This window comes from Streptomyces sp. NBC_01788, from assembly GCF_035917575.1.
GTDB lineage: Bacteria > Actinomycetota > Actinomycetes > Streptomycetales > Streptomycetaceae > Streptomyces.
This window is the reverse complement of record NZ_CP109090.1, coordinates 5,615,022-5,635,300: the sequence shown is the minus strand read 5'-3', so window position 1 is coordinate 5,635,300 and position 20,279 is coordinate 5,615,022. Positions and strand designations below refer to the sequence as shown.

General features: G+C 68.8%; 21 protein-coding genes and 1 pseudogene. 6 read left to right on the top strand and 16 right to left on the bottom strand.

The window, feature by feature from the left end; translation table 11 throughout:
* The first annotated feature begins 108 nt into the window (after positions 1-108).
* On the top strand, positions 109-516 hold the full coding sequence (locus tag OIE49_RS25635) for a VOC family protein (RefSeq protein WP_326804309.1): 408 nt from the start codon (positions 109-111) through the stop codon (positions 514-516).
* Between the two features lie 250 nt (positions 517-766).
* Positions 767-1,516 (top strand): LAETG motif-containing sortase-dependent surface protein, encoded by a 750-nt coding sequence (locus OIE49_RS25630; protein WP_326804308.1) that lies wholly within the window; start codon positions 767-769, stop codon positions 1,514-1,516.
* Between the two features lie 57 nt (positions 1,517-1,573).
* Here OIE49_RS25630 and OIE49_RS25625 read toward each other — a convergent pair whose 3' ends face one another.
* From OIE49_RS25625 to OIE49_RS25595, 7 genes are all read right to left on the bottom strand, one after another.
* Entirely contained in the window at positions 1,574-2,368 is a 795-nt protein-coding gene (locus tag OIE49_RS25625; protein WP_326804307.1) for a maleylpyruvate isomerase N-terminal domain-containing protein, read from the bottom strand.
* Between the two features lie 25 nt (positions 2,369-2,393).
* Positions 2,394-3,413 carry an ABC transporter ATP-binding protein gene (locus OIE49_RS25620; RefSeq protein ID WP_326804306.1) on the bottom strand — a complete coding sequence of 340 codons (1,020 nt, stop codon included), beginning with the start codon at positions 3,411-3,413 and terminating at the stop codon, positions 2,394-2,396.
* A complete protein-coding gene (locus OIE49_RS25615) occupies positions 3,414-5,087 on the bottom strand; it encodes an ABC transporter permease (protein ID WP_326804305.1) in 1,674 nt (557 codons plus the stop codon).
* A complete protein-coding gene (locus OIE49_RS25610; RefSeq protein WP_326804304.1) occupies positions 5,063-6,139 on the bottom strand; it encodes a thiamine ABC transporter substrate-binding protein in 1,077 nt (358 codons plus the stop codon). Before OIE49_RS25610 ends, OIE49_RS25615 begins: the two co-directional genes overlap by 25 nt.
* A gap of 220 nt (positions 6,140-6,359) precedes the next feature.
* Positions 6,360-7,466, bottom strand: a complete 1,107-nt coding sequence (gene rlmN / locus OIE49_RS25605; RefSeq protein ID WP_326804303.1) for a 23S rRNA (adenine(2503)-C(2))-methyltransferase RlmN — start codon at positions 7,464-7,466, stop codon at positions 6,360-6,362.
* Positions 7,467-7,608: 142 nt separating this feature from the next.
* Complete coding sequence (locus OIE49_RS25600) at positions 7,609-8,016, bottom strand: DUF6193 family natural product biosynthesis protein (RefSeq protein WP_326804302.1); 408 nt, start codon at positions 8,014-8,016, stop codon at positions 7,609-7,611.
* Between the two features lie 715 nt (positions 8,017-8,731).
* Entirely contained in the window at positions 8,732-8,998 is a 267-nt protein-coding gene (locus tag OIE49_RS25595; RefSeq protein ID WP_326806329.1) for a DUF6083 domain-containing protein, read from the bottom strand.
* A 443-nt stretch (positions 8,999-9,441) separates the two neighbouring features.
* On the opposite strand from OIE49_RS25595, the pseudogene OIE49_RS25590 reads away from it, so the two are divergent.
* A pseudogene (locus tag OIE49_RS25590) lies at positions 9,442-10,210 on the top strand (IS256 family transposase); the annotation flags it as partial.
* Between the two features lie 99 nt (positions 10,211-10,309).
* The gene (locus tag OIE49_RS25585) at positions 10,310-10,735 is read left to right on the top strand and encodes a hypothetical protein (RefSeq protein ID WP_326804301.1); all 426 of its coding nucleotides are present in this window, start codon (positions 10,310-10,312) and stop codon (positions 10,733-10,735) included.
* Between the two features lie 355 nt (positions 10,736-11,090).
* Here OIE49_RS25585 and OIE49_RS25580 read toward each other — a convergent pair whose 3' ends face one another.
* Positions 11,091-11,567 (bottom strand): hypothetical protein, encoded by a 477-nt coding sequence (locus tag OIE49_RS25580; RefSeq protein WP_326804300.1) that lies wholly within the window; start codon positions 11,565-11,567, stop codon positions 11,091-11,093.
* Positions 11,568-11,713: 146 nt separating this feature from the next.
* Between OIE49_RS25580 and OIE49_RS25575 the strand changes: the two genes are divergently transcribed.
* A complete protein-coding gene (locus OIE49_RS25575) occupies positions 11,714-12,016 on the top strand; it encodes a hypothetical protein (RefSeq protein ID WP_326804299.1) in 303 nt (100 codons plus the stop codon).
* Positions 12,017-12,094: 78 nt separating this feature from the next.
* Here OIE49_RS25575 and OIE49_RS25570 read toward each other — a convergent pair whose 3' ends face one another.
* The 6 genes from OIE49_RS25570 to rpsB form a co-directional block, all read right to left on the bottom strand.
* Entirely contained in the window at positions 12,095-12,403 is a 309-nt protein-coding gene (locus OIE49_RS25570; protein WP_326804298.1) for a hypothetical protein, read from the bottom strand.
* Positions 12,404-12,882: 479 nt separating this feature from the next.
* A complete protein-coding gene (locus OIE49_RS25565) occupies positions 12,883-14,073 on the bottom strand; it encodes a phosphatidate cytidylyltransferase (protein WP_326804297.1) in 1,191 nt (396 codons plus the stop codon).
* On the bottom strand, positions 14,073-14,630 hold the full coding sequence (gene frr / locus OIE49_RS25560) for a ribosome recycling factor (RefSeq protein WP_100571789.1): 558 nt from the start codon (positions 14,628-14,630) through the stop codon (positions 14,073-14,075). The genes OIE49_RS25565 and frr overlap by 1 nt, the downstream gene beginning before the upstream one ends.
* A gap of 187 nt (positions 14,631-14,817) precedes the next feature.
* Positions 14,818-15,576 carry a UMP kinase gene (gene pyrH, locus OIE49_RS25555; protein WP_100571718.1) on the bottom strand — a complete coding sequence of 253 codons (759 nt, stop codon included), beginning with the start codon at positions 15,574-15,576 and terminating at the stop codon, positions 14,818-14,820.
* 203 nt (positions 15,577-15,779) lie between these two features.
* Positions 15,780-16,625 (bottom strand): translation elongation factor Ts, encoded by an 846-nt coding sequence (gene tsf / locus OIE49_RS25550; protein ID WP_326804296.1) that lies wholly within the window; start codon positions 16,623-16,625, stop codon positions 15,780-15,782.
* Positions 16,626-16,783: 158 nt separating this feature from the next.
* On the bottom strand, positions 16,784-17,683 hold the full coding sequence (rpsB, locus tag OIE49_RS25545; protein WP_326804295.1) for a 30S ribosomal protein S2: 900 nt from the start codon (positions 17,681-17,683) through the stop codon (positions 16,784-16,786).
* Positions 17,684-18,261: 578 nt separating this feature from the next.
* On the opposite strand from rpsB, the gene OIE49_RS25540 reads away from it, so the two are divergent.
* On the top strand, positions 18,262-18,717 hold the full coding sequence (locus tag OIE49_RS25540; RefSeq protein WP_401740126.1) for a murein hydrolase activator EnvC family protein: 456 nt from the start codon (positions 18,262-18,264) through the stop codon (positions 18,715-18,717).
* A 46-nt stretch (positions 18,718-18,763) separates the two neighbouring features.
* On the opposite strand, the gene OIE49_RS25535 is transcribed toward OIE49_RS25540, so the two are convergent.
* Together OIE49_RS25535 and whiG are read right to left on the bottom strand one after the other, a co-directional pair.
* Entirely contained in the window at positions 18,764-19,321 is a 558-nt protein-coding gene (locus OIE49_RS25535) for a TetR/AcrR family transcriptional regulator (RefSeq protein WP_326806327.1), read from the bottom strand.
* Between the two features lie 75 nt (positions 19,322-19,396).
* A complete protein-coding gene (gene whiG, locus OIE49_RS25530) occupies positions 19,397-20,239 on the bottom strand; it encodes an RNA polymerase sigma factor WhiG (RefSeq protein WP_100571722.1) in 843 nt (280 codons plus the stop codon).
* Between the last annotated feature and the right edge of the window lie 40 nt (positions 20,240-20,279).

Sequence of the window (20,279 nt, the reverse complement as noted above, 5' to 3'; positions counted from 1 at the left end):
CGGGCCCGGAGAAGACGTACAAAAAAGTCCCGGGGCCCCGATGAGTTCCGCGCCGGCCCCGGGTCTACCCCTGCGAACGGCAAAGAACCGCGATGGGAGAGACCCGCCATGTACCAGCAGATGATCTTCGTGAACCTGGCGACGAACGACGTGGCCGCGTCCGGGAAGTTCTTCACCGACCTCGGCTACACCATCAACCCCCAGTTCTCCACCGACGACTGCGCCTGCGTCGTGATCAGCGACACCATTGTCGCGATGCTGCTCAGCAAGCAGCACTACGCCAACTTCACCAAGAAGGAGATCGCGGACTCGACCAGGTCCAGCGAGGTGCTGCTCTGTCTGAGCGCGGAGAGCCGCGAGAAGGTCGACGAGCTGGTGGACAAGGCGGTCGCGGCCGGTGGCACCGTGAGCGGCGAGACGCAGGACCACGGCTTCATGTACGGCCGCGCCTTCGACGACCTCGACGGCCACACATGGGAGGTCATGTGGATGGACCCGGCAGCGGTGCAGGGCTGAGCCCGCGGGGGCGGAGGCTCACCACGATCGGGGCGGGTGCGTCGGCACCCGCCCCGACGTCTGCCAACACGTTGAAACATTTGCCTAGTTAATAATGCGGTAAAGTCAACGCCGGTGGGAGGCTTTCGGATTGACACTCCCGCTGGAGCACTTATAAATCTGAGCCTCCTGGGGTTTCTGTGGGTTCGGCCTTGCCGCCGCCCCAACACCCCCCAAACCCCCCGCAATTGGGCATCCCGTGAAGGGCAAAGTGGCTATCTTGTCCATATCCCGCCGTACCGCACGTACCGTGCGCATCCTCGGTGTCGCCTCCGCGTCCGCCGCTCTCGCTCTCGGCGCTGCGGGTAACGCACTCGCCTGTGACATCAAGGACTTCTCCGCCGAAGCCAAGTGTGACGGCGAGAACGGTGTCATCGTCGTCAAGAGCACCGACACCTCCAAAACCCCGGCCACGGTCACCGTGTTCCTCGAGGACAAGGGTGCCGACGCCAAGAAGATCGGTGAGAAGCCGATCCAGGGTGCGACCACGATCACCTTCGCCGAGGACTGGCAGCCGAACGCGGTCTACCGGGTCCACGTCGAGACCGCGAAGAACAGCCGGTTCAAGGTCAACGCGGACATCAAGGACAACCTGACCGCTCCGGCGACCGCGTGCAAGTCCGAGACGCCGACCGAGAAGCCGACCGATTCCACCACGCCGTCTCCGACGGAGACGGCGACGGAGACGGCGACGCCGGCCCCGTCGGAGTCCGCCCCGGAGTCGGAGGAGTCCCCGTCGCAGGAGGCGTCCTCGGCGCCGTCCGCCTCGGAGAGCACCACCGCTCCCGCGGGCGCCGAGGCCAACGCCCCGTCGCCCGCGGTCGGTGACTCCAACCTCGCCGAGACCGGTGCCGACTCCAACACCGGCATGATCGCCGGCATCGCGGCCGCCCTGGTCGTCGTCGGCGGTGGCGCCGTGTTCTTCGGCATGCGCCGCCGTGGAGCGAACAGCAACCGCTGACGCCCCGCGCACACCATCCGTGGCCCGCCCCCGAGTTCGGGGGCGGGCCACGGTCGCTCAAAAGGCCGCCCGCTCCAGCCAGAACTCCAGCACCTCGCGCTCGCCGAGCACCTCCAAGCCGGGGCTGTCCAGGGGGAGCCGGCGACAGAACGCGAGCAGCACGGAGGTGAGCGGCCCGCGCAGGGCGACGGTCGCCTTCTCATGACCGCGGCGCCAGGCGACGCCGTCCTCGGCGAGCTCGACGACCCACTCGGCGTTCAGCTCGGGATCGGCGTCGGTGGCGTGCAGATGGATGCTGCGGCCCGGACCGCGCAGCTCCTGGATGCCCGGGCGCGCGTTGCTCCGCTGGATGAACTGCACGATCTGCAGCCACTCGTCGACGGCGTCGGCGGCCACGTCCGCGGCGACCTCGTAGGGCCGGCCCGCGGTGAGCGCCGCGTCGGCACGGTGGATCGTGATCTCGTGGGTCATCCGGCGGGCCCAGAAGCCGGCGTCGAGGATCCCGGCCCAGGTCCACACCTTCGTGTCCGGTCCGGCATCGCGCAGGGCCTCGACGAGGATGCGGCCGGTCTCCGCCAGCCAGGCGTCCAGGGCGGCCGGGTCGCCCTGCGCCTGGGGGCCCCCGGCCAGTGGGATCTCCGTGGGCGGAATGTTCTCCTGTGCGCGGGTCCTGACCAGCGCCTCGGTCCAGCGCAGGGCGCCGCCCACGTGCCGGACCAGCTTCTCCAGTGTCCAGTCCGGACAGGTCGGCACGGTGCTGGACAAGTCGGCCCCAGAGGTGACCAGGGACCTCAACTCGTTGACTTGATAAGTGATTTGGCCGCAGTAACGGTCGTAGGCAAGTAGCGTCATGCTCCGCACACTAGGTGCCGCGCGATCATTCCATCACCAGGATTTCGGCCGTGTCGAACTCCACCGCCACCTCGTCCCCGACCTCCGGTGCCGTACGCAGGGCGCAGGCGGCCTCCAGACGCGGGGCGTTGGCGGGCTGGAGGTGGACGGTGACGTGGGTGCCCTTGAAGGTGCGCGCGGTCACCGTGCAGGGCAGGCCCTCGTCGGCGGGGACCAGGCGGACTCCGGCGGGCCGGACGAGGAGGGTGCGGGAGCCCTGAACCGAGCCGACGGGGACCGGCACCTTGCCCCACGGGGTGACCGCGACCTCTCCGTCCACGCTTGCCTCCACCACGTTCTCGAAGCCGAGGAAACGTGCCACGAACGCATCGGCCGGCCGCTGCCACACCTCAAGTGGCGTCCCCGACTGGGCGATCCTGCCGTCCCGCATCACCACGACCCGGTCGGCGAGGGCGAAGGCCTCGCCCTGGTCGTGCGTGACGGCGAGCACGGTCGTGCCCAACCGCCCGAACAGGTCACGCAGTTCCACGACGAGACGCTCCCGCAGCGAGCGGTCGAGCTGGCCCAGCGGCTCGTCCAGCATCAGCAGCCGCGGCCGGGTGGCGAGCGCCCGGGCCAGGGCCACTCGCTGCTGCTCCCCGCCGGAGAGCGCGGCCACGGCACGCCGCCCGGCCCCGGGCAGCCCGACCAGCTCCAGCAACTCCCCCACCCGGGCGTCCCGTTCTCCCTTGGCCGTGCCGCGCATAAGCAGTCCGAAGCCGACGTTGCCGGCCACGTCCCGCTGCGGGAACAGCTGGTGGTCCTGGAACATCAGCCCCACCTCGCGCCGGTGCACCGGCACCCCCGACTGGTCCCGCCCGTCCAGCAGCACCCGTCCGGAGTCCAGCGGCTGAAGCCCGGCCACCGCGCGCAGCAGCGTGGACTTGCCGCTGCCGCTGGGTCCGAGCACGCACACGATCTCGTGCTCGGCGACCGACAGGTCGACCGCGTCCAGCACGGCCCGTCCGCCGAAGCGCACGGTCGCGGCATCGAGGCTCAGCAGCATCTAGAACTCCCCGCTCCGGTCGGTGCGCAGCCGCTCGAGCACCAGCAACGCCACCGCGCACACCACCATCAGAATCGTCGACAGGGCCATCGCCTGGCCGTAGTTGAGGTCGCCCGGGCGGCCGATCAGCCGTGCCACGGCGACCGGCAGCGTCGGACTGTCGGGCCGCGCGATGAACACGGTCGCCCCGAACTCCCCCAGGGACACCGCGAAGGCGAACCCGGCGGCGATCAGCAGCGCCCGCCGTACGAGCGGCAGGTCGACCTCCCGCCACACCCGCCACGGCGAGGCCCCGAGCACGGCCGCCGCCTCCCGCAGCCGTACGTCCACCGCGCGCAGCACGGGCAGCATGGTCCGTACGACGAAGGGCACGCCGACCAGGGCCTGCGCGAGCGGGACCAGGATCCAGGACTGCCTGAGGTCCAGCGGCGGCCGGTCCAGGGCGATCAGGAAGCCGAAGCCGACGGTCACCGCCGAGACCCCGAGCGGCAGCATCAGCAGCGCGTCGAAGCCGCGTACGAGCCGGCCGGCGTCCCGGCGGGTGAGAGCGGCGGCGGCGAGCGCGCCGATCACCACGGCGATGGCGGTCGCCGCGGCTGCGTAGCTCAGGGAGGTGCCGACGGCGTGTATCGGCGCGACCAGGAAGCTGCCGCCGTCCGCGTTCGTCAGCGCCCGGTAGTAGCCGAAGCCGGGCGCGGCGAGCGACCGCTGCACCAGCACCGCGAGCGGCAGCACGAGGAGGACCGCGACGGTGGCGAGGACGCCGGCCAGCAGCGTCCACTGTCCGGGGCCGCGCGGCCGGCGGGCGGTCAGCGAGGCGTCCACCAGCTTCAGCGCGGTCTCCCGGCGCCGTACGGTCCAGGCGTGCACGGCGAGGATCGCGCCCACCGCCGCGAACTGGAGGATCGTCAGGACCGCCGCGGTCGCCAGGTCGAAGATCTCGGAGGTCTGCCGGTAGATCTCCACTTCGAGGGTGGAGAAGGCGGGGCCGCCGAGGATCTGCACCACGCCGAAGGAGGTGAACGTGAACAGGAAGACCATCAGCGCCGCGGCGCCCACCGCTGGGGCCAGCGCGGGCAGGGTGACCTTGCGCCAGGCGGTCAGCGGCGAGGCGCCGAGCATCCGGGCCGCCTCCTCCTGGCGCGGGTCGAGCCCCGCCCACAGTCCGCCCACGGTCCGTACGACGACGGCGTAGTTGAAGAAGACGTGGGCGAGCAGGATCGCCCACACCGTGGTGTCCAGCCGGACGCCCCACAGTTCGTCGAGCAGGCCGCCGCGACCGATCAGCGCGAGGAACGCGGTGCCGACCACGACGGTGGGCAGCACGAACGGCACGGTGACGACGGCCCGCAGGACCTGCCGGCCGGGGAAGTCGAGGCGCGCGAAGACATAGGCGCCGGGCAGGCCGACGAGCAGGGTGAGCGCGGTGGAGGCGAGCGCCTGCCAGGTGGTGAACCACAGCACGTGCCGGATGTCGGACTGTCCGAGCACATCGGTGATCCGCCCCAGCTGCCAGGCCCCGTCCGTCTCCAGGCCGCGCCGGACGATCGCGGCCACGGGGTAGGCGAAGAACACCGCGAAGAACGCGACGGGCACGGCCATGAGGCCGAGCCGCGCCGCGTTCCCCTTCCGGCGGCCGCGTCCGCGGCCTACCTGAGGACGAGCGATGTCCACGACTTGACCCACTGGTCACGGTTGGCGGCGATCCTGTCGGGGGCCAGGGTCTCGGGGTTCTTGGCCTGAGGGCCGTACTCGGCGAACTCCGCGGGCACCTGGGCGCCTTCGCGCACCGGGTAGACGAACATGTTCAGCGGCATGTCGTCCTGGAACTTCTTGGTGATCAGGAAGTCCAGGAAAGCCTTGCCCCCTTCGGTGTTCCTGGCGTTGCTGAGCAGTCCCGCGTACTCGACCTGGCGGAAGCAGGTGCCCTGCGCGACGCCGGTCGGCGCGGTCTTCGGCCGCGGTTCGGCGTAGATGACCTCGGCGGGCGGCGAGGAGGCGTAGGAGACGACGAGGGGCCGGTCGCCCTTGGCCTTCCTGCCGCCGGCGGAACCGGAGAACTCCTGGTTGTAGGCCTGCTCCCAGCCGTCGACGACCTTGACGCCGTTGGCCTTGAGCTTCTTCCAGTAGTCCTGCCAGCCCTGGTCGCCGTACTTGGCGGCGGTGCCGAGCAGGAAGCCGAGGCCGGGCGAGGAGGTGGCGGCGTTCTCGGTGACGAGGAGGTTTTTGTACTCCGGCTTGATCAGGTCGTCGAACGAGGCGGGCGGGGTCAGCTTGTGGTCGGCGAAGTACTTCTTGTCGTAGTTGACGCAGATGTCGCCGGTGTCGATGGGCGTGACCCGGTGCTTGGCCTCGTCGACCCGGTACCGCGGCAGGATCAGGTCGGCCCCCTTCGGCTCGTACGGCTGGAACAGCCCGTTGTCCAGGGCGCGGGACAGCAGGGTGTTGTCGACGCCGAAGAAGACGTCGCCCTGCGGGTTGTCCTTGGTGAGGATGGCCTTGTTGACGGCCTGGCCGGCGTCGCCGTCCTCCAGGACCTTCACCTTGTAGCCGGAGCTCTTCTCGAAGTCGGCGATGACGCCCTTGGAGGCGGCCCACGAGTTGTGGCTGACGAGGGTCACCGTTTTGGAGCCCGCGGAGCCCTTGTCGCTGGGTGACGAGCCGCACGCCGACAGCGTGACCAGGCCGAGCCCGACCGCGGCCACGGCGAACGTCTTGATGTGCACTGGATGTCCTCCTGGGGGTTGGCCAGGAAGAGACGCGGCCCTGCCCGGAGTCCGCGAGGGACACCCGGGCAGGGCACAACAGCTTGAGTGATGACCGAACTTCCTACCCAGAATGACCTGGGCGAGGTTCAGAGGGTCTGCGGCCGGTGCCGCACTCTCAGCGCTGTGGCGCTCCCCTGTCGGAATATGAAGATGTGTAGGTTCTCAGCCTACCGTCCGGCTACCTTTCGGTCGCAGCCAGCTGACCGCAGGCGCCGTCGATCTCCTGGCCCCGGGTGTCCCGGACGGTCACCGGCACACCGTGCGCGGCGATCGCCTCGACGAACGCCTTCTCGTCCTCGGGCCGGGACGCGGTCCACTTCGAGCCGGGCGTCGGGTTCAGCGGGATGAGGTTGACGTGCACGGGCTTGCCCTTGAGCAGCCGGCCGAGCCGGTCGCCGCGCCATGCCTGGTCGTTGATGTCCCGGATCAGCGCGTACTCGATGGACAGTCGGCGCCCGGACCTGGCGGTGTACTCGAATCCGGCGTCGAGCACCTCCCGCACCTTCCACCGCGTGTTGACCGGGACGAGCGTGTCGCGCAGCTCGTCGTCCGGTGCGTGCAGGGAGATGGCGAGCCGGCACTTGAAGCCCTCGTCGGAGAACCGGTGGATCGCCGGGACCAGGCCCACCGTGGAGACGGTGATCCCGCGCTGGGACAGGCCGAGCCCGTCCGGCTCGGGGTCGGTCAGGGCGCGGATCGCGCCGACGACGCGGTTGTAGTTGGCGAGCGGCTCGCCCATGCCCATGAAGACGATGTTCGACAAACGCGCGGGACCACCGGGGACCTCGCCGTCCCGCAGGGCGCGCATCCCGTCGACGATCTGGTGCACGATCTCGGCGGTGGACAGGTTCCGGTCGAGCCCGGCCTGTCCCGTGGCACAGAACGGGCAGTTCATGCCGCAGCCCGCCTGCGAGCTGATGCACATGGTCACCCGGTCCGGGTAGCGCATGAGCACCGACTCCACGAGCGTGCCGTCGAACAGGCGCCACAGCGTCTTGCGGGTGGTCCCCTGGTCGGTCGACAGATGCCGTACGACCGTCATCAGCTCGGGAAGCAACGCCTCCTGGAGCTTGGCGCGGGACCCGGCGGGGATGTCGGTCCACTGCTCCGGGTCGTGCGCGTACCGCGCGAAGTAGTGTTGCGAGAGCTGCTTCGCACGAAACGGCTTCTCGCCGATCTCGGCGACAGCCTCCTTGCGCTCGGCGGGCGACAGGTCGGCAAGATGCCGCGGCGGCTTCTTGACACCGCGCGGGGCGACGAAAGTGAGTTCTCCGGGCTTAGGCATGGCTGTACCAGTGTCGCAGATCCAATTGGGTGACCTGCGGCTGTCCACCCGGACGACTGTCGTCAGTGGTCGGCACCGGTCGTCGTTGACCGCCCTCGGACGGCCCACAGACGGCCCGGGGAGCACTCATCGATCTTGCGCTCTACTCGGGTCCGTCTTCCCTCTCGTAAGCCGCCAGCTCCTCGGCAGTGCCCACAAAGGCCGGGCCGCAGCCTGGTGGCAGTCGCTCGATGACCATGGCTACGGCGGCCTGTGCGCTGTCCGTTTCAGCGATCCGCGGGCTGTTGCGATGCGGTCCCTCGACGTAGTACCGGCCGTCGCTCAGGGTGCCGATGTAGGGGATGTCCCAGGTGGGACGGAACCCCGTGCATCTGCTGAAGTGCAGCTCCCACATGCCCGTCCACGGGTAGAGCTGACGCAGCTGCGGCTCGGCATGGGCCATCCGCACCATCTCGGTGAACGGCCCCAGGAGCGGCGAGCCATCCGGCCAGGTGTGCTCGCCGGCGGTTGCCAGGATCTTGCGCCAGGCGGCTTCGACGTTGTCGGTCATACTGCGATTGTGCGCAGCACCCGTAGCTTCTAGTCCGTAGCTCAATGTGGATCAGTCGGTGACGGTCATACAGGCCGCTTCATGGCCCCTCGGAGGCACTACTGGTCGAGGCTGGTTGCTGTGGTTGCTGTACTTCCTTGCTGTACAGCTCGCTTCGCCGCCGCGTTCTGGGCATGAGCCTCACGCCGCAGCCGACGCTCATAGTCCGATATCTGTCCGGGTACGGGCCTGCTGGTTGCAGTTCGGATAAGCCGCTCGTTCTCCCGATCCACCAAGAAAGGGCCGTTCCCACCGAGTGTTGGCCGCTGGCCGGCGGGGCGACCGATGTCCCGTCGCGCGCACCAGTAGAACACCCACCCGAAAGACACGGTTTCAACCCTGGAGATCGCAAGGTCCAGGTGTTCTATCGCTCTTGCGGTCCGTGCGAGCTCCGCCAAAACGAGCCCTCGTGCTTCATCTTCAGTGAGCATCTGCCCAGCGTCTCAGAGGGGGCGGCGCATGTATGTCTCCTCGTCCCCAAGAAAGCGCCGCGGCGCTCGGGATCCTAGAGCACCAGTTTGGAAGATCGCGTATGCGGATCCGGGCTGAGCTGGCGCTTCGCTGACCTGCCGTTTCCAGGTCGGCTCCCCGGTGTTCCCCGCTGCTCCCCGACGCTCGCTGCCCGATCGGGCACGCGGAGGACACGGTCAGGGCTCCCCGTCCCTTGCCACGCGGTCTACGGCTCACCCCACTCGGGGACGCACATCATGCGGTGCGCCGGCACGACGGGTTCACCCGGCAGCGGGTCGATCCCACGGACCCGTACGGCCACGATCTCGGCGGGGATGGGGGATTGGGTCGGGATCGGGATCAAACGCCACCTGAAGGCCTCTGGGACGTCTTTGGCGGGCAGTTCCACCGTGGCGAGACTGACCCACCGATCATAGATAGTGGGGCATATACGAATTAAAGCGCCGCATTCGGGGCAGACTGGCGGTTCCATCCAGGTCACGTCATCAGGGTCGTGTTCGGGTCCGGGTGTGGCTGTGGCTCCGTCGGTCACGGCCATCTCGTTGGCAAGGGTGTCCCAGCACCTCTGGCAGTAGCTCGCCATGAGGCTGATCCGCCCGCGCTCGCGTACGGAGTCGCCGGCCTCACGGCAGCGAAGACATACGGACTGGTCACCATCCAGCGTCGCCCCCATGCGTTCGAGTGTGAGCGGACCTGGCCGGGTCCCAGTAGGTCGCGATTTAGCCTCATTTGGCGATCACGTGCCGGCAGGCGGTTGCGTCCAGGGAAGAGGTGTACAGGTTCGACCTGATCCGGGGGTTTGCTCCGGCGTCGGGATGAGGCCCTCATAGACGAACGGCCACCGGCTGATCTTTCAAGACGACCAAGTCTTTGAAGGAGATCAGCACGATGACCGCACCCGACAGTCTGCCCGTCCAGGTGTCCGCGATGGCCCGGCACCTGGACGAGCAGGTCACCGCGTTCCGTAACCGCTTTCTGGACGCCGGTCCGTATGCGTTCGTCTGGGTCGATGCGCTGACCCAGAAGGTCCGTGAGGGCGGCCGGATCATCAACATCCACGCGCTGATGGCGGTCGGTGTCAACGCCGATGGCCACCGCGAGATCCTCGGCCTGGACGTCGCCACCACCGAGGACGGAGCCGGCTGGCTCGCCTTCCTGCGCTCACTGATCGCCCGCGACTGTCCGGCGTCCAGCTCGTCGTCTCCGACGCCCACGCCGGCCTGGTCGACGCGATCGGCGCGGTGCTGCCCGGCGCCTCCTGGCAGCGCTGCCGCACCCACTACGCCCGCAATCTGCTGAGCCAGGTTCCGAAATCGGCCCAGCCATGGGTGGCAACCCTGCTGCGAACCGTCTTCGAACAGCCCAAGCCGCAGCCCACCTGGACGCCGCCCAGCATGACCTGCTGGCCTTCACCGCCTTCCCCCGCGAGATCTGGCGGCAGATCTGGGCGAACAACCCGCAGGAGCGGCTGAACAAGAAGATCCGCCGCCGCACCGACGTGGTCGGCATCTTCCCCGACCGCGCCGCCGTGATCCGGCTCGTCGGCGCGGTCCTGGCCGAGCAGAACGACGAGTGGACCGAGGCCCGCCGCTACATGGGCCGCGAACTCCTCGCCAAGGCCCGCCTCCACCCGATCGAGTCAGAAACCGACGAGACCACCCTGCCCACCGAACTCACCGCATAGCCTCAAAACGAGATCACCCAGTGGCCGTCGATACACCACCTCAGCAGACGTGATCCCACTACTGGGCTTCGCCTTGGCCCGGCATGCCAAACTGCGGCCGTGGAGGAGATCTACCAACTGTGGTTGGCGGCCGTGCCGAGCCCCATACCTGAAAACGAGGCTCGGATCTATTGGAACTGCAAGGATGATCCGACCCCGGTTCTGGACGAGGGCTTGCGTCGCGCCTCCTACCTCCACGTCGGTTCCTGGGGTGACGAGCACGAGCCGGAGAATCCGCATGCGGGCCAAGGGCACTGCCCTGCCAACCGGCTGCACAGCTGGCTCTTCTACCTCGGGACGATCGATCGCTATCAGGCGCCGTTGCTCGACGAAGAACTGATGGCCCAACTGGTCGAGCTCTACCACCCCCGTTCCAGTGATCTCCCGGCCGACGCGATCGGCCTTCCACGGCTGGAGAGCTTTCTCCGCCAGCACTTGGGGCTGTACCTGCTCACTGAGGAACCCCGCTCGGAGACATACAGGTAGATATTGCACCTAGGTCGGCGGAGCCGCTTTGAGCCGGAGTTTCAATGACCGAGTCAAGGGCGCATGCGGTCAGTCCTTCTGGATCAACGTCTGAGACCCGTTCACTGCGGAGGACGGTGCGCCTGGGCTCACGATGTCGGTCTGGTCTTCTTCAACTCTGCTTCACGGATGAGCACATGCGCCGGTACCCGAAGCGCCGTCTACGAGCAGGGAGAGAAGCCGTCGTCGACTGTCGTCATCTGTCATGGTTGAGCACCCCCGCACGGCCCGGAGACAGCCCGAGCGGCGGTGTCGCGTGCACCCCTCGATGCGAACTGCGGGCGGGGCGATCGCTGAGGCCTGCCCAGCTGCTGGGTTATTCGCTGTCGGCTTCGGGGCTCGGCGTCCATGGGGGCCTCGGCGTCCATGGTGTGACGTGGAGATCCGTGGCGGCCGAGTCCATGAACCGTTCCTCGGTAATGGAGTTGGCGAGGGCGATGGCACTGGTTTCCTGGTCGCTGAGCATCGCCTCGCGTGCGGTGGCGACGCTCTCCGCCCAGCTTTTTGCGGCGTTGGCGAAGTGTTGCGTTTCGGCCGGGGCGCGGCTGGCGTACTTCGTGAGGTTCGTGGACTCGATCCGCGCGACGAGGCGGACATTCTCCGCCTGAGCGCGCACATCGCCCCTCTCCCCCTTGACCGCTTTGGTCTCTTCGCCTATCGCCTCACGGAGGTGTTCAACCGAGGTGCGGATATCCGTGGTCGACCTGTTGACCTCGGCATCGGCGCCGGTTCCGCAGCCGGCCAGCCCAGCGAGCAGGACGGCCGCGATGACGGCGATGGTGCGGGTGTTCATGGCTCCCCCATGTATGAATGCCGGTATGCGCATCATCATGCACCCGACGTACCGCCGACCACAGTGCCCTTCGCTCTCAAGATCAGACAACCTGAGGTCTGCCAAGACGCCTTGCCACGACAGCTACCGCTGCCGATCATTCGAGCATGAGACCCGAAGTGCAGGCGTTCGTCGCCGACGGTCCACTCCCCGACTGGGACGGGAGTGAAGAAGCAGTCGACAGGCGCCACGAGCAGCTTCGGGCAATCTCCCGACCGGTTACGGCGGAGGAGGCACAGGCGCTGGCCACGTGTTTCGGGCCCGACGACTGTTACGGCGTCGCCTGGACGCTGGTGCACCTGATCGAGACGGGCCCCGGGCCGGTGCCCTCAGTGGCTCGTCCCGCTTCCGACACCGACCACTGGCACGAGACGCTGTGGTCGCGGTGGGGGAACGAGCAGTCCGGCTGAGTTCAAACGGTCCGGCCCAGTTCCCTGGGACTCTGCCCCGGCGGGCATGATCATGCCCGCCATGCAACGCCGCGACCATCACAGCCAACTGGCCCAGCCGAAAGTCAGGAGGTAAGCACGCGTGGCCGCGGACCGTCCGCGGCGTCCGCCACGGACAACCGCGAAAAGGGCGACGGCGAACCAGGTCGCGACCGCTCCACCGACCATCAGAGCCCGCTGGGCGCCGCCAACGGCAGCGATCAAGGCGACGATGATGACCGTGATGGCGAGCCCGGCATGGGCACCGCCGGTACTCACACGGAGCATCTCGCGCACGACCCGACGGTCCTCAGCGAGCACCCGCTCGTACGCGTTCAACTCTCGCCCCGCGCCGTCCTGCTTCTGCACAAGCCCCCCTCACACAGCCTGGCCCAAGATGAAACCGGCACTCGTCCAGACGCTCCAGCCCGCCACACCGTTGCTCCTGCCTGAACGGGCAGGCAGCGGGCATGGCACACTCCGGAGACGGCCGGTAATGGTGAGTGGTTTCGCCAGGGGGAGAAACATGACCGATGGTTGGCCCAAGCGCTGGTGGACGGCCGCTCTCCTGGCTGCGGGACTGGCCGGCATGGTGACCTACGACGTCTGGTGGACGGTGCGCATTCTTGCGGGGCCGGCAGTGGACTGGTGGAGCCTTCTTACGCGGTGCCTGGGGGGAACCTGGTTCGCGCTCCTGGCGGCTCAAGTCACTCATCGAGCTTTCACCCTCTACAGGGCGGCACGGCCCGTGGTCGGCAGGACGCAAGCCGACACTGAATCCTGATCCACGCGGGGAACGGCATCGAGCCCCCACCCGCCGGGTGGGGGCTCGATGGCAGGTCGTGGGATCAGGCGGAGCCGACGAAGAGGACCAGCAGGAGCCAGGCCACCGGTGCGGTGGGCAGCAGGGAGTCCAGGCGGTCCATGATGCCCCCGTGGCCGGGAAGCAGTGCGCCCATGTCCTTGATGCCCAGGTCCCGCTTGATCATGGACTCGCCGAGATCGCCGAGCGTGGCGGTGGCGGCGACCGCGAGGCCGAGCAGCAGGCCCTGCCACCAGGCGCCGTTGTCGATCAGGAACTGCATGCACAGCGCGCCGGCCACCATCGCGAAGGCCACCGCGCCGAACAGGCCCTCCCGGGTCTTGCCCGGGCTGATGCGCGGAGCGAGCTTGTGCCGGCCGAAACGCCAGCCGACGGCGTACGCGCCCGTGTCGCTGACGACCGTGAGCAGCAGGAAGGTCAGCACGCGGCGCGGACCGTCGTCCGCGGTCAGCATCATCGCGACGAACGTGGCCAGGAACGGCACGTAGAACGCCGCGAAGACGCCGGCCGTGACGTCCTTGAGGTAACCCTCCGGTGGTTCCGTCATGCGCCAGACCAGGACCGCGAGCGCCGTCAGTGCCATCGCCACCCAGGCGCCCTCGGCACCCCGGGCGTACCCGGCGACCACCATGGCCGCGCCGCCGACCGCCAGCGGAACGAGCGGCGCCCTGATGCCCTTGCGCTCCTGGAGCCGGCTGGTGAGCTCCCACAGGCCGACCACGACCGCGATCGCGATGACGCCCACGAAGACGGCCTTGACGACGAACAGCGACACGACGATCACCACGCCGAGTCCGAGGCCGACGCCTATGGCGGCGCCCAGGTCGCGGCCCGCGTTCTTCTTCTGCGGCGCGGGCGCCGGCTGCGGGGCGTCGGGCATGGGCTCCGGATTCTGCGACGCCGTCCTGTGGAAGGACGGTGTCTGCGGCGTGTCGTGGGGCCACGGCTGCGGCGCTTGGTGCGGCTGCTGCGGCGTGTCGTCGCGGAACGAGGCGCCGCCCGGCTGGGCGGCACCCCGGTCGTCATCCTGGTTTCCGCCGTGAGCGGGCGCGTCGGGCACGACGGGCATGGGGCGGGTCCGCTGGGCGTCATGCGCATCGTACGCGGCACCCGCCGGAACGGCCCCCGGGACGGGTCCCCCCTGATGGGCGGATGGCCCGTCCGCGGGCCCCCAGTACCCGGCCTGCCGCGGCGCTCCCCAGGAAGTGTCGTCCATCAGACTTCGAGCAGCTCCGCTTCCTTGTGCTTCAGCAGCTCGTCCACCTGCGCCACGTACTTCGCGGTGGTGTCGTCGAGCTCCTTCTCCGCACGACGGCCCTCGTCCTCGCCGACCTCGCCGTCCTTGATCAGCTTGTCGATGGCGTCCTTGGCCTTGCGGCGCACGGAGCGGATGGACACCTTGGCGTCCTCGCCCTTGCCCTTGGCGACCTTGATGTAGTCGCGGCGGCGCTCCTCGGTGAGCTCGGGGAACACCACGCGAATGATGTTGCCGTCGTTGCTCGGGTTGACGCCCAGGTCGGAGTCGCGGATCGCCTGCTCGATGTTGCGCAGCGCGGTCTTGTCGAACGGGGTCACGACGGCCATGCGCGGCTCCGGCACGGAGAACGAGGCCAGCTGGTTGATCGGCGTCGGCGCGCCGTAGTAATCGGCCACGATCTTGTTGAACATCGCCGGGTGCGCACGGCCGGTGCGGATCGCGGCGAAGTCCTCCTTGGCGACCACGACGGCCTTCTCCATCTTCTCCTCGGCCTCGAGGAGGGTCTCTTCGATCACCACTTGCTCCTGCGTGTCTTGAGTAGGCCCGGCTGCGGTTCCCTGTCGGGACCGGCGACCGGCTTCGTCGCGTTCTTCCTGCACGGTTCCCGACCGGCAGGACATTGTCCATCCTCCGGCCGGAGTCCGTCCCGTCCGTCGCCCGGACAGGTCTCTTTCCGGCGACCCGCGGTACGGGGTCGGCCGGTCAGTCCCGGCTGCCCTGGTCACCCACAAGCGTGCCGATCTTCTCACCCTTGACGGCGCGGGCGATATTGCCCTCCTTCAGGAGCTCGAAGACGACGATCGGGAGCTTGTTGTCCCGGCACAGCGTGATCGCCGTCGCGTCGGCGATCTTCAGGTCCCGCGTGATGACCTCGCCGTAGCCGAGGGAGTCGAACTTCACGGCGTCCGGGTTGGCCTTCGGGTCGGAGTCGTAAACCCCGTCCACGCCGTTCTTGCCCATGAGCAGCGCCTCGGCGTCGATCTCCAGGGCGCGCTGGGCGGCGGTGGTGTCGGTGGAGAAGTACGGCATGCCCATACCGGCGCCGAAGATGACCACGCGGCCCTTCTCCAGGTGGCGCACGGCGCGCAGCGGGATGTACGGCTCGGCGACCTGGCCCATGGTGATGGCGGTCTGGACCCGGCTGTCGATGCCTTCCTTCTCCAGGAAGTCCTGCAGGGCGAGGCAGTTCATCACGGTGCCGAGCATGCCCATGTAGTCCGAGCGGGCGCGGTCCATGCCGCGCTGCTGGAGTTCGGCACCGCGGAAGAAGTTGCCGCCGCCGATGACGACCGCGATCTCCGCTCCGTCGCGTACGACCGCCGCGATCTCACGGGCGATGGCGTGCACCACGTCCGGGTCGACTCCCAGGCCCCCGCCGCCGGAGAAGGCCTCTCCGGACAGCTTCAGCAGAAACCGGCCGGGTACTTTGCCGTCGTCGCTCTTCTGGGCCTTGGTGGTCATGAGATCCCGCCTCTGTTACGTGGTGCACATGCGAAGAAGGCCATTGCCGGTGGGGCGTGTTTCGCATCCCATGCAGCGGCAATGGCCTCCTCGTCAGATCTGCTGCCGTCCGTCACGCGCGTGTGGCTGCACACGCGCGTGACGTGGACGACTGCTGTCGACCCTATCGGGGTCGGGGGTCCGTCGCGGTACGGACCGTGGACTCAGATGCCGACCTTGATGCGCGTGAAGCGCTTCAGGGTGACACCGGCCTCGTCCAGAACCTTCTGGACCGACTTCTTGTTGTCCAGGGCGTAGGGCTGGCCGAGCAGCGTCGCGTCCTTGAAGAAGCCGTTCAGACGACCCTCGACGATCTTGGCGATCGCGGCCTCGGGCTTGCCCTCGGCGCGGGTGGTCTCCTCGGCGACACGGCGCTCGGACTCGACGATGTCGGCCGGCACGTCCTCCTTGGCGAGGTACTTCGGCGCGAAGGCGGCGATGTGCTGGGCGATGCCCTTGGCGACCGCGGCGCTCTCATCGGTCTGCTTGTCGAGCTCGACGAGGACACCGATCTGCGGGGGCAGGTCGGGCATCGTGCGGTGCATGTACGCGGTCACGAAGCCGTCGGAGAACTGCGCGAAGCGGTCCAGGACGATCTTCTCACCGAGGTTGGCGTTGGCCTCGTCCACGAACGCCTGGACGGTCTTGCCGGCCTCGATCTCGGAGGCGAGCAGCGCGTCGAGGTCGGCCGGGGAGGACTTGGCGACGTGCTCGGCGATCTCGCGGGCGACGGCCTGGAACTTCTCGCTCTTGGCGACGAAGTCCGTCTCGCACTTCAGCTCGACGAGGACACCGGAGGAGTTGTCGTCGGCGATGATCGAGACCACGGCGCCGTTCTCGGCGGAGCGGCCCTCGCGCTTGGCGACGCCCTTCTGGCCCTTGATACGGAGCGCCTCGACAGCCTTCTCGACGTTGCCCTCGGCCTCGTCCAGCGCCTTCTTGCAGTCCATCATGCCGGCGCCGGAGAGCTCACGGAGCTTCTTGACGTCGGCGGCGGTGTAGTTCGCCATGAGTCTGTGAATCTTTCTCGGAGTCTGGAGGATCGAAGATCTGCACGGTCTGCGGTCTACATGTAGATGCAGATTCCCGACTCGGTGCTGACCTACGGGTGAACGGCGGGAGCGGACTTCATGTCGCCGCTCCCGCCGTCAACGCTGGCGCTGACGGGTCAGGCCTGCTCGCCCTCGGCGGCCGGAGCCTCGGTGGCCGGAGCCTCCGGGGCCTCCTCGGCGGGGGCCTCCGCAGCCGGGGCCTCCTCGGCGGGGGCCTCCACAGCCGGGGCCTCCTCGGCCTTCTTCTCGCCCTCGAGCAGGTTGCGCTCCCACTCGGCGAGCGGCTCGCCCGCGGCCTTCTCGCCCTTGCCCTCGGTGGCGACACCGGAGCGGGCGATGAGGCCCTCGGCGACCGCGTCGGCGATCACACGGGTGAGCAGGGTGACGGAGCGGATCGCGTCGTCGTTGCCCGGGATCTTGTAGTCGACCTCGTCGGGGTCACAGTTGGTGTCGAGGATGGCGACGACCGGGATGTTGAGCTTCCGGGCCTCGCCGACCGCGATGTGCTCCTTCTTGGTGTCCACGATCCAGACGGCGCTGGGCACCTTCTGCATCTCGCGGATACCGCCGAGGGTCTTCTCCAGCTTGGCCTTCTCGCGGGAGAGGACCAGGAGCTCCTTCTTGGTCAGACCGGAGGCCGCGACGTCCTCGAAGTCGATCTGCTCGAGCTCCTTCAGGCGCTGCAGGCGCTTGTAGACGGTCGAGAAGTTGGTGAGCATGCCGCCCAGCCAGCGCTGGTTGACGTAGGGCATGCCGACGCGGGTGGCCTGCTCGGCGATGGCCTCCTGCGCCTGCTTCTTCGTACCGACGAACATGACCGTGCCGCCGTGGGCGACGGTCTCCTTGACGAACTCGTAGGCGCGGTCGATGTACGACAGCGACTGGAGCAGGTCGATGATGTAGATGCCGTTGCGCTCGGTGAAGATGAAGCGCTTCATCTTCGGGTTCCAGCGACGGGTCTGGTGACCGAAGTGGACGCCGCTCTCCAGCAGCTCCCGCATCGTGACGACGGCCATGGCCGTATCTCCTTGAGTTTCTCGGTTGTGCCGCGGATGCCGGACGGCTTCCGCGCCTGACGCCCGCGGTGCGCCGTGCCACGAGGGACCGAGGGGCGCTGACACCGGCCGTTGCCGGTCGGAGTGTCGGGGCGTGCGAAGTCGACCCAGTGACCCGGGTCGCCACCAGAAGTGTACGGGACCCGCGGGGCGCCGGGTGACGCCGCTGTCCACAATGGGTGAGTCGTCCACAGGTTCCGGTCGTAGTCGGCGGGGTGCGGGACGGTGGACGCATGTTTCGGATGCGTGCGATGCGATGGACGGCCGCCGGCGTCCGGCGGCGTCTACTACCCGGGCGGGCGGCGGCCCCGGCGGCCTCGGTGGCCCTGATGGCCCTGGTGGCCTCGGTGGTACTGATGGCGCTCACGGCCTCGGCGGCGCTGGCCGGCTCGGTGACATGGACGACCTGGGCGAGCGACCACCCCACTACGCCGGTCGGTCCTGGGTCCGCGTCCGGGTCCGGGTCCGGGTCCGGGTCCGGGTCCGGGTCCGGGTCCGGGTCCGGGTCCGGGTCCGGGTCCGGGGAAGAGGATCCGCCCGTGCCCGCCGTGGGTCGGGTGTGGCCCGTGGGGGTGCGGCCCGGGGTGTTGCGCGGCTGGGATCCACCGGCGACGGTCTACGGGCCAGGGCACCGGGGCGTGGACCTGAGCGCGCCGCCGGGTGCCCAGGTCCGGGCGGTGGCGGCGGGGCGGGTGTTCTTCGCGGGCCCGGTGGCCGGCAGGGGCGTGGTGTCGATCGAGCTGTCCGGCACCGGCGAACCACCGCTTCGGACGACGTACGAGCCGGTGAGGGCGTCGGTGAAACAGGGCGACGAGGTGACGGCGGGGGCGGTCGTCGGCACGGTCGAGGCTACGGGCCGGCATTGCGAAGGCCCGTGCATCCACTGGGGCCTACTGCGCGGCAAGACCTACCTGAACCCTCTCCTCCTGCTCCCCCCATGGCTCCTGAACGGACCAACGAGACTGCTCCCGGTCCTGGGAGTGCCACTGCCCTGATGCCCCGGCACTGGTCACGGAGGGCGTCGCACCAGCGCCTCTAGGGTCAGCCGCAGACGCCGTGCAGGGCCATGGCGACGGCGGCCTCCGCGATGGACGCCGGATCCTCCGCAGCACCCAGCTCGATGCGCCGTACCGCCGCGTCCACCACGCCCTGAAGCAGCATCGCCGCCAACCGCGGCTGTTCGTGGCCCAGCTCGCCGAGCGCCTCCACGATGATGGCGACGAGCCCGCCGTGGGCGGCCCGGATCTTCTCCCGGGCACCCGCGTCCAGCTCGCTCGCCGAGATCGCCACGACGGCCCGGTGCCGCCGGTCCCCGACCAGCTCCAGCTGCTTGCGCACATACGCCTCGACCTTGGCCGGGGGCCCGTCGACGGAGGCCATCGCGGCCTCGACCTCCGCGGCCCACACCGGGAAGTCGGCCTCGCACAGCTCCTCGACCACGGCGGCCCGCGACCGGAAATACTCGTACACCGACGACCGCGCGAGCCCCGTCCGCTCCGCAAGGGCCGGGAAGGTCAGCGCCTCCGTCCCGCCCTCGGACAGCAGAGTCCGCGCCGCGTCCAGCAGGGCGGCTCGCTGCATCGACCGGTGCTCGGCCACGGAGGCCGCTCGAATCCTTGGCACGTCAACCACTTTACGGATGTGCCACCCGGACCGGGAGTGACTCCGCCCGGGTCAGCGGCCGAAGCTCGCCAGCTTCGCCCGCAGCTGGAGCACCGATTTAGTATGGATCTGGCTGACCCGGCTCTCGGTCACACCGAGCACATGGCCGATCTCGGCGAGCGTGAGTCCCTCGTAGTAGTAGAGCATCACGACGGTCTTCTCCCGCTCGGGCAGCGTGTTGATCGCCCGGGCCAGGAACGTCCGCAGCTCCCGGTCCTCGGCCACCTCCACCGGATTGTCGGCGGCGGTGTCCTCCAGCGTGTCCATCAGGCTCAGCCGGTCGCCGCCCTCGCCGCCCACATGCAGCAGCTCCTCCAGAGCCACCACGTTGGCCAGCGACAACTGGCTGAAAACAGCATGCAGTTCGTCGACCGCGATGCCCATCTCGGCGGCCACCTCGACCTCCGTCGGGGTACGTCGCAGCCGGGCCTCCAGGGTCGCGTACGCCCGCTCCACGTTCCGCGCCTTCTGCCGTACCGAGCGGGGGATCCAGTCCAGCGCCCGCAGCTCGTCGATCATCGCGCCCCGGATCCGGGTGATCGCGTAGGTCTCGAACTTGATCTCCCGCTCGATGTCGAACTTCTCGATCGCGTCGATGAGCCCGAAGACCCCTGAGGAGACGAAATCGGCCTGCTCCACATTGGGCGGCAGGCCGACGCTCACCCGGCCCGCCACGTACTTCACCAGCGGCGAGTAGTGCAGGATCAGCTGCTCCCGCAACCGGTCGTCCCCCGTCGCCTTGTACGACCGCCACAGCTCCTCGAGCGTCGAAGGAGCGGGCGGCCGCACGCTGCCACCGTCACGGGCGGCTGGGGGGATCGCCGCCCGGTCGGGCCCGGAGGTGTGCTGGGGCATTAGTCGCCTTGCGTCGTTCTACGGTGGAATGCGGGCGTCC